We start from the raw sequence: 14420 nt of genomic DNA on the forward strand, positions 1-14420 counted from the left end.
ACCTGTTCGTTCCGGTGATCCGGCAGGAGCATGAACTTCGGTTCAGCCACTTCCGGATCCGGTCCCGATCTTCGGAACGTCGAGACAAGTGCACAATGCCCCATGTTCCATAACTGAAGATCTTGGTTTGACCCTGGCTGGGGAGCGGCAAGCAGGGACCGTGCGTGAAATCGCGGACCCGCATTCGCATTTTCGGCGCGCCACCCCCAGGAGTTCTGATGCCCGGTACTTCAGCCAACCGACCCCAGCGAGTCCTCAAGGGTTTTCTCGTGCCCTTGGTGATCGCCCTGGTGGCGGCCCTCTTACCCCTCACGGCGTCCGCCGCGGTAGCTGCAGGTCCCTGCGACCCCGTAGTGAACCTCGTGGCCTGTGAGAACTCCAAGACCGGAAGTCCGTCGTCGGAGTGGGACATCAATGGTGCCGGCGACGACAGCATCCAGGGCTTCTCCACTGAAATCAGTGTCAACGCCGGCCAACCCATCCGGTTCAAGGTGGATACGAACGCACCGAGCTACACCATCGCGATCTACCGGACCGGCTGGTATGCGGGCAACGGCGCCCGCAAGATCGCCGACGTGACGCCATCAGTGCTACGCCAGACCCAGCCCGCTTGCCGCAACGACGTCGCCACAGAGTTGTACGACTGCGGGACGTGGGCAGTATCGGCAACGTGGCAGGTACCGGCTACCGCTGTCTCGGGCGTCTACATCGCGCTCCTCCGGCGTCCCGATACGGGCGCGAAGAGCCACATCACGTTCATCGTCCGCAACGACGGCAGCCGCTCCGCTGTCGTGTTCCAAACAGCTGACCAGACATGGCAGGCCTACAACACCTACGGCGGCTCGGACTTCTACCAGGGCGCCGCGAACGGCAGGTCTTACAAAGTCAGCTACAACCGGCCCATGGCAACCAGGGACGGCCCTGGCGGCAGGGATTTCTACTTCTCCAACGAATACCCCATGGTGCGGTTCCTGGAGCAGAACGGTTATGACGTCAGTTACATCAGCGGCCTGGATACGCACCGCAACGGCGCCGAGTTGTTGAACCACAAGGTGTTCCTCTCGGTCGGCCACGACGAGTATTGGTCGGGCCCCCAACGGGCCAACGTCACTGCCGCGAGGGACGCCGGCGTCAATCTCCAGTTCCTGTCGGGCAACGAAATGTACTGGCGCACCAGGTTTGAGCCCTCAACCGTTGACAGTGCCGCCAACCGCACCCTGACCTGCTACAAGGAAACCTGGGGAAACGCCAAGATCGATCCCAGCACGGAGTGGACCGGCACGTGGCGTGACCCCCGCTTCGCTTCCCAAGCCAACGGCGGAGGCCTGCCCGAGAATGCCGTGACGGGGACAATCTATATGTCCAATCACTCGGACCTCCCGGTGACCGTCAAAGCCGACGAGGGCAAGACCAGGCTCTGGCGGAACACCACCTTGGCATCAATGCCGGCGGGTTCCTCTACAGCACTTGCACCCCACACCGTGGGATATGAATCCAACGAGGACCTGGACAACGGGTTCCGGCCCGCTGGACTCGTCAGGCTGTCCACCACCGTGGGAAACGTCCCGGAATATCTGCAGGACTTCGGCAACACAGTAGCTCCCGGCAGCACCACCCATAATGTAACCCTCTACCGCGCAGCCAGTGGCGCGTTGGTCTTTTCAGCAGGCAGCGTCCAGTGGACATGGGGCCTGGACCAGGAGCACGACGGCGACGGCGCACCCGCCGATGCCCGCATGCGGCAGGCGCAGGTCAACATCCTCGCCGACATGGGTGCGCAACCAGCCACTCGCGCGGCAGGACTGGTTGCTGCAGTCGCCAGCACCGATACCACCAAGCCCACAGCTGCCATCTCCACACCTGCCAACGGAGCCACCGTGGCGCACGGCAGCAGCGTCACCGTGACCGGCACGGCCACAGACGTGGGTGGAGTGGTGGCCGGCGTCGAAGTTTCCACGGACGCGGGCGCCACCTGGCACCCCGCCACGGGCAAGCAGAGTTGGAGCTATACGTACATCCAGAAGGGCCTCGCTACGGCCACCATCCAGGCGCGGGCCATCGACGACAGCGCCAACATCGGTGCCGCCGTCACCAGGAACCTGACCCTCAGCGGACCGTACAGCGTGTTCGGCCAAACAGTTCCTGTGGTCAAGGACTCAGGTGACGGTGGAGCCTACGAAATGGGTCTGCGTTTCACCCCATCAGTGGACGGCTTTATCACCGGCGTCCGCTTCTACAAGAGCACCGCCAACACCGGCACGCACACCGGCTCATTGTGGAGCGCAACCGGCGAGCGCCTGGCGACGGCTACGTTCACCAATGAAACGGCCTCCGGCTGGCAAACAGCCCTGTTCAGCCAGGCCGTGCCTGTTGCGGCCGGCCAGAAATATACGGCGTCCTATTGGGCACCCAACGGCCACTACGCCACCAAGGACCATCAATGGGCAAGCTTCGGTTCCACCGACGCGCCGTTGAAGGTTGCTGGTGGTTTCGGGGCTGAACCGGCGGGCGTGTACAGCACCTCGCCAGGATTCCCCACCACCAGCTTCAATGGTGGCAACTACTTCGCGGACGCGCTCTTCAGCACGGTAGACAGCTCCCCCATGACCGTCTCGGGCCATACGCCCATTCCGTCGTCGTCGAGCGTGTCCGTGAACACCAAAGTGAGTGCAGTCTTCTCCAAGCCCGTCACGGCGGCAAGCGTCCAGCTGACGTTGCAGTCGCCGTCGGGACCTGTAGCAGGCACTACGGCGTACGACGCCGCGACGCGGCGGGCCACATTCACGCCGTCGAACGCCTTGGCGTTCAGCACCCAATTCACCGCGACGTTGTCCGGCACCGATTCGATCGGCGGTCCGGTCACCTCCGGTGGCACGTGGTCCTTCACCACCGCAGCGACGTTGCCTGTTCCGGGTGCCTGCCCCTGCAGCCTCTTCGATGACTCCGTCACACCCGGGATCGCCGAACTGCGTGAAGGCGTGCCGGTGACCCTCGGAGTGAGGTTCTCCAGTGTTTCCGCGGGTGAGGTATTGGGTATCCGCTTCTACAAGTCCGCTGGTAACACCGGTACCCACAATGGTGCCTTGTACACCGCCGCCGGACAGCAGTTGGCCACGGTGGCATTCACCAACGAAAGTGCCTCAGGATGGCAGACCGCCATGTTCAGCCAGCCTGTCCAGATGGCCGCGAACACGGAGTACATCGTGTCCTACAAGTCGCTGACCGGTACCTACTCGGCCACCGCCAACGGCTTCGGGTCAGGGCTCAGTGTTGGCCCGCTGCGGGCGGCCTCGGATGCCGGCGCGTACACCTACAGCGGCGACTTTGCCGCCTCACGATCGACTGCCAGCTATTTGGTGGACGTCGTGGTGACTGTACCCAACACGCCGTTCACGGTCGGCTCGCACTCGCCGCTGCCGAATGCTTCGAGTGTTCCGCTGAACACCGCAGTCAGCGCAGTGCTGTCCGAGGCCGCGGTGGCGTCCAGCGTCAGCCTGGCAGTGAAGGTGACGGGGGGCGCCGCAGTAGCCGGCGCGTCGGCCTACGATTCAGCTACCCGTAAAGTCACGTTCACCCCCACCGCTCCGTTGGCCCCAGGGACCTCCTACACAGCCACCGTGACGGCAACGTCCGTGTCCGGACAGCCAATGTCTGCTGGTGGAACGTGGGCCTTCACCACAGTTCCAGCACCGCGTACTCCCGGCGTCTGCCCGTGCACGCTCTTCCAGGACACAGTGACGCCTGCCACGCCCGACGCCGATGACGGGGTTTCGTTGTCCCTCGGAGTCCGGTTCGCCAGCGACACCGCGGGCCAGATCACCGGCGTGCGCTTCTACAAGGCGGCCGGCAACACGGGGACCCACACCGGTTCGCTCTACACAGCCACGGGACAACTCCTGGCCACGGTCACCTTCACCAACGAGTCAAGTACCGGCTGGCAGACGGCAACATTCAGCCAACCGGTGACCATTACGGCCGATACTGAGTATGTGGCGGCGTACAAGGCCCCCACTGGTAAGTACTCCTACACCGCCGGCGGATTCGGTGAAGGGTTCACCAGCGGGCCACTGCGTACGGCGGCTGACTCGGGAGCTTTCGGTTACAACAGTGATTTCCCAGGATCCTCCTCCACCGCCAGTTACCTGGTGGACTTGGTCTTCGCCACTGCCGCACAGCCCCTGACGATCTCCGAACAGGTACCGGCTCCCGGGGCCACGGGCATTCCAACGGACGTGAAGCCTTCCATCACCTTCTCCTCCGCCATCCGGCCGGGCGCGTCGTTCACCCTGACAGCGAACGGCAATCCGGTGGCTGGTGCGGCCGCCCTCTCTGCGGACAGCCGAACCGTCACGTTCTCCCCCACCGCGGCGCTGCCCAACAGCACCGTGATCTCGGCCAGCGTGAGTAATGTCGTCTCCCAACAAGGGCAGCCGTTCCCAGCTACCAATTGGCAATTCACCACTGCGGCGCCCACCGTCCAGGTGTCCACGATCTTTGGATCGCTGACACCCCAAATAGTGTCTGCTAGTGACTTCTTGCCTGTGGAACTTGGAACTGCGTTCAGTGTTTCGCAGGCCGGGAACGTGACGGGCATACGTTTCTACAAGGGGGCCGGCAACACCGGTACCCATGTGGGTTCGCTGTGGAACTCCGCGGGCACGCGCCTGGCGCAGGTGACCTTCACCAATGAAACGGCCACGGGATGGCAAACTGCCACCCTGTCGGCACCTGTCGCATTGGTGACAGGCCAAACCTACGTGGTGTCCTACAGGGCACCCAACGGCCGTTACTCCTATACCTCGGCTTTCTTCAACCAGACCTACACAAGCGGGGTATTCACGGCCAGTGGCCCGAACAACGGCCGCTACCGGTATGGATCCGGGGGCGTCATGCCAACCACCTCGTGGAACGCGACGAACTACTTTGTGGATGTGGTGTATTCCACCACTGCGCCGGCACAGCAGATCGCGGCCCCGTCTCCGTCGCCCACAGCTACTCCGACGGCCACGCCCACACCGGCACCAACGGCAACGGCTACTGCTACTGCTTCCCCGAGCCCCTCGCCCAGTCCATCTCCCAGTCCGACCCAGTCAGGTGGGTTGCTCTGCGGCTTGCTTGGGCTCTGCTGAGGCTGCCTGACACACCACTTCCGCTGGCGTCCGACCCCTGAACTCCGGGCCGGGCGCCAGCGGAGCTGTGCCGGGCTCACTCTTCACCGCGGTATGCATCAGCGCGTCCACTTCAGCCGAATCGCTACGGCGTGAGTGCTTTCAGCGTGAGTGCTTTCGGCGTGCCTGCTTCAGCGAACGACGCTTGGCGACCACGCGTGCGCGATGAACAGGCTCGGTTGCGAGCCCGGTTCGGTGCCCAGCTGCCAAATGTTGCTGTCGCCTTCCACTGCATCATCTGCCAAGCCATAGAGCAGGTTCCGGTTATCCAGCCATTCAATCTGGTCATCCACGCTGCGCTTCTCCGAAAGAACCGTTTCCTGACCTGACGCGAGGTCAAGGACGGCGACCTTCCAATGGGCAACCAGCCCGCCGCCGTCGTTCTTCTTGTAAGCGATCCGAGTGCCGTCAGGCGAGATCGACGGGCATTCCACCTGGTCGTGGATGGCGGTGAGGGTCTTCGCGGACAGGCTCCCCCGGACCAGCCAGATACGGCCGGACGATGCCGCTGTGGCGTAGAAGACATCACTCTGTCCCGGCGCGAAGGTCACTCCCCAGATGTTTCTATCCGTGGCTACCAGGCGCTCACCGTTGACCATCAACGCGAAATCCTCGAGGTTCCCGGTCGTGCCCCCGGGCAGGCTGATCTCACTGGCTGTGGAGAATCCCGACGTAGCGTAGGAGTGACCCGTGACAAAGACGGTAGTGGCGATCATGGAGCCGTCAGCACTGACCCTGGTCCTGCTCGGAATGCCCGGGACGGGCCATGAGCGCTGGATCTGCCAGTCGCGGTTCATGACTGCTGCTTCGAAGGCTGTCACCAGTCCGCGGTTCGTCTTCAGGCACACCACGGTATCGGCCGTTCCATAGACGCGGTCGCATTCTTGTTCACTCACCGCCCGGGTACCCCCGGGAGCGGACAAGGGCACGGTTGCCGCGTTGCCGTACCCCTGGCCCGAGGCCGTGTTCCGGAAAAGAACAAAGGGAGCAGTGGGAAGTGGCTGGCCCGCAGTGACGCCCACGGACGATGCCGCAGCCTGGCTCTCTTCGAACCGCTGATAGGCGCCGACCGCGTAAATCCCGGCTGCTGCCAGGACAAGTGCTGTCACGGCCAGGAGAACGCCCCACCGCACCTTGCTGCCGGTCAGTGTCCCGCTCATGCCCCACTGCCCACGTCCCGGCGTGCGGATGGCTTGGCACTCCGCAGGATCACGGTGACAGCCACCACTGCACAGCCCAGGAGTCCACTGGCCACCACCATGGCCGTCGGCGCACCCACGGCATACCAGAGCACCCCGAAGCCTGCAGAGGCGGTCATCCGGCTCAGCGCCACCACCGTTTGTGCTGAAGCAATCCCTGTAGCAAGCTTGCCCGCCGGAGTGAGTTGGCTGGCCAAGGCGGCCAGGACACCATCCGTTGCGGCGTAAAATGCTCCCAGCAGGACCAGGCATCCCACGGTGCCCCACAGTCCACCGAAAGGTGCCGCAGCGAGAAGGTAGGTTGCCAGCAAGGCAATGTGCCCACCCACGAAAACCGGAACCTTGCCCACCCGGTCAGCCAGCCGTCCCAGCGGAATTGCGAGGGCGAGAAAAACCACATTGGTGCCGACGAACAGCAACGGGAACCACTGGACGGCGAAGGAATCCCTGGCCTGCAGAACCAGATAGATGAAGCCATCACCGATGGTCACCACACCCAAAAGGGCTGCAGCGATCAACAGCTTGCCCAAACCCGGTTCCTTCAGATGGCTCCACGAAAAGGCGAAGAGTGGCTTGCCCTCCCGTCCCTCAGTGCTCTTCAGGCCATGGGCACGGATATCCGGAACGACCAGCGCCAGGACGGCGACCCCGATCACCGCGAAAGCCAGAGAGACAACAAAGACGGTGCTGAATCCGTTGGGAATCATCAACAGGACAAAGAAGGCGATCAAGGGCCCCGCCGCCGCACCAATATTGTCCAGCATTCTGTGAACGCCAAAGGACCGCGCCAAATGTTCCGGCTGGGCGGACACCGAGATCAGTGCGTCCCGCGGTGCCGTCCGAATGCCCTTCCCGATTCTGTCGCCTGTCACGATTACCGCAATCGCCCAGAATCCGCCGGCAAACAGGAAACCTATCCTCGCGAGCATGGAAAGGCCGTACCCGGCCAGCGCTATCCGTTTGGGATGCCCGCTGCGATCCGCTGCCCACCCGGCCGCAATCCTGACGATGGCGCTGGCGCCTTGGTTGATGCCGTCAATGAAGCCAAACGCGATAGTGGACAGCCCCAGAAATCCCGTCACATATAAGGGAAGGATCGCCGTGACCGATTCGGAAGAAACATCGGTCACCATGCTCACGATGCCCAACCACAGGATGACCGGGGACAAACGGAACGGCACCTCCGCTGCCAGTGCCGTTGCGTTGTTCCGTGACTTGTCCCGTTTACCGCCGCTGCGGTCTGAGAGCGAAATATACATCGATTCCCCTACTCCGCCGTTGTGTGCAGGCTGCCCAGCAGCTGGAAGCGCGAGCTGCCGGTTCCTGTGGTGGACACTGAAACCGTGACCGTGTCAGTGCCCCGCACAAAGCGCGCCGCCACCGAGCCTTCCGCGGCCGGCGCGTCCTCGGTCCAAAATCCGTGTGATACCAACGATTGGCGGAAGGAATCCAGGACCTCAGCCCGCGGCTTTGCAATAATGCCGTCCGCTGTCAGCTGGAGGATGTCACCGGACGTGGAAACCGAGGTAGACCCAATAGTGGTTCCGGCCGGCAGCGACAGGACGCCGTCGGGCCAGCCGTCCACCAGCTCACCCGACGCACTGCCGGGCTCAGGGAGTGCACCAGTGATGAGCGGTGCCGGGGCGGAAGGTTCAGGCAAGCCTGTTGGCGTGGCAGTGACGGGAGGGAGGACTTCGAGCGGCTTGGCAGTAGATGTACCGGCATTGCCTTCAGCGCCGCTGGTACCGCTGCCGCTGCCCTCGGTTGCACTGCCTCCGGTTGCACCGTTCGCAGCGCCCGAGGCCGTACTGCCGGACGTCGGTGCGGCGGCGCCGGTGGAACCGGCGCTCCCCTCAGGGCTCGAACTTGACGACGCAGGGCCCTGCGCGGACGTAGCGCCTGGCCTGGCCAATTGATCGAACACAATGGCCACGGCGGCAATGAGCACAGCAAGGCAGATACCCGCTATGACCAGCCGCCGCGCCATCATGGCTTACCTGGACCGGCTGGGACGTTGAAGTGGCAGTTGGAATCTGCATCCAGAACGGCCGCGGGTAGAAGTGACGCCACCCGGATTGAGGTGGCGTTGATCCTTGCGATGGCGATTCGAAGCGCCAAGCTGTTCATGGGGACAGTCTGCCATTGCGATCCGGATTCCGGAACAGTTTTGGCCCTACCAACGTCCGTTCCGAGGCCGGGGCTGGCATACAGGACACGTATAGGAGGAACGGTTCATGAACTGTTCCCTTTTCATGACACTGTGAAGGCCGATTTCTTCGCAACGGCTGCACAGTTCGCCGGCACGCCCATACGCATTGAGCGACCGTGAAAAGTATCCGGAGTCACCGTTGACGTTCACATAGAGGGAATCAAAACTGGTCCCTCCAGCGGCCAGTGCGGCATTCATGACGTCCTTGACCGCTTCAACCAGCCTCTCAGCATCCGCTCGGCGCATGGTGTCCGTAGCCCTGGCGTAGTGGAGACGGGCGCGCCACAAGGCTTCGTCCGCATAGATATTGCCGATGCCGGAGATGACGGACTGGTCCAGCAGCGCCCTCTTGATGCCCGTCTTCCGGTTCTTGATCTTTCGATGGAACGCGTCGAAGGAAAAATAGGGATCCAGCGGATCCCGGGCAATGTGGGCCGCTTCCTCCGCGATCTCCGGCAAGGGTGTTTCACCCAAACCGCCTGGACCGCCATCCGGCGTCGGTACCAAGGACGTCACGAACAGGCCGCCGAAAATCCTTTGGTCCACGAACCGCAACTGTTCAGGCATGCCTTCCACCGGGCTGAGCGTGATCCTGACCTTAAGGTGTTTTTCGTCCGGAACGTCCGGGTCCTGCATCAGTAGTTGGCCGCTCATCCCCAGGTGCGCCATGAGGGCCACCGCAGGGAGTTCTTCGATGGGACCTGATTCGGTGTCAGGTAAGCCCGGCATGGCAAGGGGCATCCACAGGAATTTACCTCTCCGCACCACATCCAGCACCGTGGCGTGTTCCAGGTTCCCGATGAAGTCTTCCGTTCCCAGGGCATGCCGTCGGATGGACCGCGGATCCAGGACGTCGACGCCGGTCACGGAACGGCCGCGGACCCAGCGTGCCAGGCCGCGGCGTACGACTTCTACTTCGGGAAGCTCAGGCATCGGGGCTCAAACGGAAGCAGGACCGGCAGCAGTCGGATCCAAGGCAGTCAGAGCACGCCAGGCATCAGCGGCGGCTTCCTGTTCCGCTTCCTTCTTGGAATGACCCGAGCCCCGCCCGTAGGGGGTTCCGCCGATGTTCAGCACGGCTTCAAAAGTACGGGCATGGTCCGGTCCGGAACCTTCCACGGCATAGTGGATGGCGCCCAGTTGCCGGCTGGCAGTCAATTCCTGGATGCTCGTCTTCCAGTCCGTTCCGGCGCCAAGGGCTCCGGCGTCCTTGAGGAGCGGACCCACCAGCCGCATCACCAATTGGCGTGCGGTCTCCATGTCGTTGGACAGATAGGTGGCGCCAATCAAGGCTTCCATGGTGTCGGCCAGGATGGAGGCCTTGTTCTTACCGTCGGTCAGCTTCTCGCCTTGCCCGAGGTAGATGAACTCGCCAACGCCAATTTCCCGTCCGATCCCGGCCAAGGCGCGGGTACTGACGACGGCGGAGCGCCGCTTTGCGAGCTCGCCTTCAGGCAGCGTGGGGTTCTCACGGTAGAGAGAGTCAGTGACAGAGAAGCCCAAGATGGAGTCGCCGAGGAACTCGAGGCGCTCGTTGGTGGGAATCCCGCCGTTCTCATACGCGTATGAGCGATGTGTCAGAGCAAGACGAAGCGTCTCGGTGTCAATCGAGACACCGAGACGCTTCAGAAGCTCTTCAGTTGAAGACATCCTTAGTCAGCCTGTACGGCAGATTAGGCGTCTGCGACCTTGCGGCCCTTGTATTCAAGGAACAGCGCGGTGCCGGCAGAGTCAGTAACGACCTTTGCCTGGTGCGGCAGGCTGTAGGTAACCTGACCGTTTTCGATGGTCTTGACCAAGTTGGGGGCAGTTGCCTTCCACTGGGCACGGCGGGCGCGTGTATTTGCGCGAGACATTTTCCGCTTGGGAACAGCCACGGCTATCTCATTTCTCTCTTAGACGAACACTTACTAATCGGTTTGCCGGTCAGTCTTAGCCAGATCAGCTAGGGCAGCCCAGCGAGGGTCAATGACCTCGTGGTGGTGCCCCGGCTCGTCTTCCAGGCGCGCTCCGCATTCGGAACACAGACCCTGGCAGTCTTCCCGGCACACCGGCTGGAACGGCAGCATAGTGACAACTGCGTCCCGCAACACCGGCTCAAGATCGATCAGATCGTACTCGACTCGACGTTGCTCTTCATCGTCTTCTCCGCCCGAAAGCTCTACGCCTTCATAGAAGAAAAGTTCTTGCACATTGACTTCAAGGTCATACGCAAGGGGATCCAGGCATCGGCCGCACTCGCCGGTTACATCGACGATTACGGTGCCGGATACCAGAATTCCTTCGTGTACGGCCTCAAGGCGAAGATCCAGCTCGATATCCGAGCCTTCCTTCACGCCAATGAGCGCCACACCAAGGTCACTTGGCGCAGGTACATGCTCGTTGAGTGTCCGCATGGTCCCTGGACTACGTCCAAGGTCCTTGACTACCAGCGCCAAGGGCGAACTTGCATCTCGCTTAATGAGAACTCCTGTAGAACATATGACCGACGTACCATCTTAGCCTGATCACGCTTGAGGACTCAAACTGACGCCGGGCGCGCATAAATGCACGGTGGTTTCAGCTTGGGGCACTCCGCGAAAGGGCGCGAGGTACCCATCAAGCCTACCCTTTGCGCGGGTGTTCCGTTGCAGGCTCGCCAGCAAGGAGACGCTTCAGCACCGACTTGGGGACAAAATCCGAAATATCCCCTCCCAACACGTTCACCTCTTTGATGAGTGTCGAGGACAGGTGGACGTAGTGCGCTTCAGCGGGAAGGAATACAGTTTCCACGCCGGCCAGCTGACGGTTCATGGTGGCCATGGGCAATTCGTAGTCGAAATCGGAGGATGAGCGGAGGCCCTTGACGATGGCCGATATTCCCCGGTGGCGGCAGTATTCAGCCAGCAGTCCTTCGCCCATGGGCTCCACGATGATTCCGCGAAGGGACGCCAGCGTTTCGCGTGCCATTTCCATGCGGTCTTCCAGGCTGAACCTGTACTTTTTGGCGTAGTTGGTGGACACGGCCACAATGACTTCGTCAAAGAGGCCGGCTGCCCGGGCAATGACTTCGAGATGTCCGTTGTGGATGGGGTCAAAGGATCCAGGGCAAACCGCTCGTCTCATGAGACGAACCTACCCCATAGCTTCGCCGGGATACCATGGCAGACATGGCATCCGCAGGCAGCAGCCCCTCCCTCGATACGAGCGCCGGCACCACCCCAGGTACCAGCACAGCACCTTGGCAACGGGCCGCCATCGGAGCCAATCTGCTCTCACCCGAGGGCGGGCTGGGTGTGACCATCTTCGAGGAGATGACCACGCTTGCGCTCTCCACCGGCGCCATCAACCTTGGCCAGGGGTTTCCAGACGAGGACGGGCCCGATGAGATCAAGATGGCAGCCCAGTCGGCCATTGCATCCGGGGCCAACCAGTACGCACCCGGCAAAGGCCTTCCCGTCCTGAGGGAAGCCATCACCGCACACCAGCAGCGCTTTTACGGCCTGGCCCCTGACCCCGGGACCGAAGTGCTTGTCACCACCGGAGCAACAGAAGCGATCGCGGCAACACTGCTCGCCTTCACCCAACCGGGCGACGAAGTCCTGACGTTCGAGCCCTTCTATGACTCCTACGGCGCCATCATTGGCATGGCAGGTGCCACACACGTCACCGCTCCCCTTCTGGCACCGGATTTCCTCCCTGACCTCTCTGCCCTTGAAGGTGCCTTCACCCACCGGACCCGCATTGTCCTCTTGAATAATCCGCACAATCCTACGGGCGCCGTCTTTCCCCACCATGTCCTGGCGAAAATCGTGGAACTCGCGGCCAGACACGATGCCATCATTGTCAGCGACGAGGTCTACGAGCACTTGACCTTTGACGTAGACCACGTCCCCGTCACTTCGCTCCCGGGAGCAGCGGACCGGACCATCACCATTTCCTCCGCAGGCAAGACCTTCTCCTTCACCGGCTGGAAAATCGGCTGGCTCAGCGGTCCTGAACACTTGGTCTCTGCTGTGCGCACAGTGAAACAGTTTCTGACCTACAGTTCGGGGACACCGTTCCAGGGAGCTATCGCGGTCGGCCTCGGCCTTCCCGACGAGTTCTTTTCCGGGATCGCCAGTACGCTCCAGCACAAACGCGACATTCTGGCCGAAGGGCTGCGTGCGGCAGGGTTCGGGGTGTACATCCCCAACGGCACCTACTTCATCAACGTGGACACCGCCCCCTTGGGTATCCGCGATTCCGTGGACCTCGCCAGGCGCCTGCCAGGACTGGTGGGCGTTGCGGCAATTCCGGTGCCGGTCTTCTGCCATCCAGAGGGAGCCGAGCGCACCCGCAGCCTGCTGCGGTTCGCTTTCTGCAAAAAGACGTCCGTCCTTGAAGAAGCCGCAGAACGCCTCGCCTCGCTCAAGGACCGGCTCTGAGTACCACCGGCTCCGGACACCACGTCGCCTCGCGCTACCTCCGGACCACCGGGCAGCACGCCACCATTGACGCAGATACCCTCATTGAGGGCAGCTTCATCCTCAGCATCGGCGGGGCCGAGCAATCACACGTCAACCTCGCGGATCCGCGGGAGATCTTCTATGAGTACCTCCGCAGGATCGGTCATGTGGTGGATTTGGCGGCTACGCCCGGGGCGCCCATCCGCGCACTGCATCTGGGTGCAGGGGCTTTGACCCTTGCCCGCTATATCCAGGCCACCCGCCCTGGTTCGGAACAGTATGCCGTGGAACTGGAACGCGAGCTCCTGGACTTCGTACTCCACAAACTTCCCATGCCCGCGGGCACCACCTTGACTACCCACATTGGCGACGCGCGCGACGCGCTGGCGGAGCTTGGCGCCGAGGTGACGTTCGACGTCGTGATTCTTGATATCTTCTCCGGGCCGGAGGCCCCGGCACACATCGCGTGCAAAGAGTTCTATGAGGAAGCTGCCGCACGGCTGGGCCCTGACGGGGTCTTGATCGTCAATGTAGGAGACGAACCCGCCCTGACCCTGGTGCGGAGCCAGGTGACGGCCCTGCGTGAGGCCATGCAGGATGTTGCCGCCGTCGCGGAAACGGGCATGTTTGAGGGCCGTTATCCCGGCAACATCATTCTTGTTGGCACACGCAGACGGTGGACGACGGAATGGACGGTGGAGTTGCTGGCCCGCGGCCCGCATCCTGCCGCTGTCCTCACCGGGATGGACTTGGACCGGATTGCCGGCTAAGGCCCCGTCCCCCACCCACCACGGCAGCTCGACCCGCTAGGCCGGTTCAGCGAACCATAGCTTGGTTTCGCCGTACTTCTTGTCGGCGAAGCACTCCATGGTCTCAGGCCACGCCGGTTCCGGGCTCCTGGAACTCCGCTCGACAACCACCACGGCGCCCTCATCCAAATGGGGCGCGAGTTTATCCAACACCTCGCTCAGGGCCGGTTCGTCCAAGGGGTATGGCGGATCGAGGAAAACCAAGTCCCACAGCGCGCCCTCACGTGCCCGTTCCAGGAACGACTCCACTTTGGACCGGTGGACCGAGACCTTCCTGCCGCCCAGAAGCTGGTTCACCAAGTCCGCATTGCGCTGGCAGACGTCGCTCGCCTTGGCATCAAACTCCACCAGGTCCACGCTGCCTGCACCCCGGCTGGCGCTCTCAATGCCCAGGGCTCCCGAGCCGGCGTAAAGGTCCAGGACGCGGGCATCGGCGATGACCGCCAACGACTCCAGCCGGGAAAAAAGCGCTTCCTTGACACGGTCGGTCGTAGGCCGCGTGGCAGTTCCGGGGACGCTGGTCAGCGGATTCCCACCACCGACTCCGGCAATGATCCGGCTCAAAGGATCGCTCCGGGAGCTGACGCGCCTTGCTGGCCGCCATTGCC

Annotated in this window: 12 protein-coding genes; 3 read left to right on the plus strand and 9 right to left on the minus strand. The window is 62.6% G+C overall.

Annotated elements, in window-relative coordinates; translation table 11 throughout:
• Positions 1 to 218: 218 nt before the first annotated feature.
• On the plus strand, positions 219 to 5129 hold the full coding sequence (locus AB4Y77_RS00230) for a DUF4082 domain-containing protein (RefSeq protein WP_442012638.1): 4911 nt from the start codon (positions 219 to 221) through the stop codon (positions 5127 to 5129).
• A gap of 170 nt (positions 5130 to 5299) precedes the next feature.
• Here the strand turns inward: AB4Y77_RS00230 and AB4Y77_RS00235 are convergent, their stop codons facing one another.
• The 8 genes from AB4Y77_RS00235 to coaD form a co-directional block, all read right to left on the minus strand.
• Entirely contained in the window at positions 5300 to 6328 is a 1029-nt protein-coding gene (locus AB4Y77_RS00235; protein ID WP_442012639.1) for a TolB family protein, read from the minus strand.
• Positions 6325 to 7548 (minus strand): MFS transporter, encoded by a 1224-nt coding sequence (locus AB4Y77_RS00240; protein ID WP_442013037.1) that lies wholly within the window; start codon positions 7546 to 7548, stop codon positions 6325 to 6327. Before AB4Y77_RS00240 ends, AB4Y77_RS00235 begins: the two co-directional genes overlap by 4 nt.
• A gap of 86 nt (positions 7549 to 7634) precedes the next feature.
• Positions 7635 to 8357, minus strand: coding sequence for a hypothetical protein (locus AB4Y77_RS00245; RefSeq protein ID WP_442012640.1), 723 nt, complete (start codon positions 8355 to 8357; stop codon positions 7635 to 7637).
• Positions 8358 to 8540: 183 nt separating this feature from the next.
• Positions 8541 to 9509: a bifunctional DNA-formamidopyrimidine glycosylase/DNA-(apurinic or apyrimidinic site) lyase gene (mutM, locus tag AB4Y77_RS00250; RefSeq protein WP_442012641.1), complete on the minus strand. Its 969-nt coding sequence runs from the start codon at positions 9507 to 9509 to the stop codon at positions 8541 to 8543.
• Between the two features lie 6 nt (positions 9510 to 9515).
• The gene (gene rnc / locus AB4Y77_RS00255; protein WP_311213413.1) at positions 9516 to 10226 is read right to left on the minus strand and encodes a ribonuclease III; all 711 of its coding nucleotides are present in this window, start codon (positions 10224 to 10226) and stop codon (positions 9516 to 9518) included.
• A 23-nt stretch (positions 10227 to 10249) separates the two neighbouring features.
• The gene (rpmF, locus tag AB4Y77_RS00260; protein WP_011775139.1) at positions 10250 to 10453 is read right to left on the minus strand and encodes a 50S ribosomal protein L32; all 204 of its coding nucleotides are present in this window, start codon (positions 10451 to 10453) and stop codon (positions 10250 to 10252) included.
• A gap of 33 nt (positions 10454 to 10486) precedes the next feature.
• On the minus strand, positions 10487 to 11014 hold the full coding sequence (locus AB4Y77_RS00265; RefSeq protein WP_089595442.1) for a YceD family protein: 528 nt from the start codon (positions 11012 to 11014) through the stop codon (positions 10487 to 10489).
• A 166-nt stretch (positions 11015 to 11180) separates the two neighbouring features.
• Positions 11181 to 11681, minus strand: coding sequence for a pantetheine-phosphate adenylyltransferase (coaD, locus tag AB4Y77_RS00270; RefSeq protein ID WP_159702284.1), 501 nt, complete (start codon positions 11679 to 11681; stop codon positions 11181 to 11183).
• 35 nt (positions 11682 to 11716) lie between these two features.
• Between coaD and AB4Y77_RS00275 the strand changes: the two genes are divergently transcribed.
• Positions 11717 to 12982 (plus strand): aminotransferase class I/II-fold pyridoxal phosphate-dependent enzyme, encoded by a 1266-nt coding sequence (locus AB4Y77_RS00275; protein WP_442012642.1) that lies wholly within the window; start codon positions 11717 to 11719, stop codon positions 12980 to 12982.
• The gene (locus tag AB4Y77_RS00280) at positions 12979 to 13773 is read left to right on the plus strand and encodes a spermidine synthase (RefSeq protein WP_442013038.1); all 795 of its coding nucleotides are present in this window, start codon (positions 12979 to 12981) and stop codon (positions 13771 to 13773) included. The genes AB4Y77_RS00275 and AB4Y77_RS00280 overlap by 4 nt, the downstream gene beginning before the upstream one ends.
• 36 nt (positions 13774 to 13809) lie before the next feature.
• Here the strand turns inward: AB4Y77_RS00280 and rsmD are convergent, their stop codons facing one another.
• Positions 13810 to 14376 carry a 16S rRNA (guanine(966)-N(2))-methyltransferase RsmD gene (rsmD, locus tag AB4Y77_RS00285; protein WP_311213415.1) on the minus strand — a complete coding sequence of 189 codons (567 nt, stop codon included), beginning with the start codon at positions 14374 to 14376 and terminating at the stop codon, positions 13810 to 13812.
• Between the last annotated feature and the right edge of the window lie 44 nt (positions 14377 to 14420).

It is taken from the genome of Paenarthrobacter sp. YAF11_1 (assembly GCF_052113445.1).
In the GTDB taxonomy this organism is placed as follows: Bacteria; Actinomycetota; Actinomycetes; order Actinomycetales; family Micrococcaceae; genus Arthrobacter.

Excerpts from the sequence above, each read along its gene's own strand:
- AB4Y77_RS00230 (WP_442012638.1), top strand. The coding sequence starts at position 219 with ATGCCCGGTACTTCAGCCAACCGACCCCAGCGAGTCCTCAAGGGTTTT.
- AB4Y77_RS00235 (WP_442012639.1), bottom strand. The coding sequence starts at position 6,328 with ATGAGCGGGACACTGACCGGCAGCAAGGTGCGGTGGGGCGTTCTCCTG.
- AB4Y77_RS00245 (WP_442012640.1), bottom strand. The coding sequence starts at position 8,357 with ATGATGGCGCGGCGGCTGGTCATAGCGGGTATCTGCCTTGCTGTGCTC.
- mutM (WP_442012641.1), bottom strand. The coding sequence starts at position 9,509 with ATGCCTGAGCTTCCCGAAGTAGAAGTCGTACGCCGCGGCCTGGCACGC.
- rnc (WP_311213413.1), bottom strand. The coding sequence starts at position 10,226 with ATGTCTTCAACTGAAGAGCTTCTGAAGCGTCTCGGTGTCTCGATTGAC.
- coaD (WP_159702284.1), bottom strand. The coding sequence starts at position 11,681 with ATGAGACGAGCGGTTTGCCCTGGATCCTTTGACCCCATCCACAACGGA.
- AB4Y77_RS00275 (WP_442012642.1), top strand. The coding sequence starts at position 11,717 with ATGGCAGACATGGCATCCGCAGGCAGCAGCCCCTCCCTCGATACGAGC.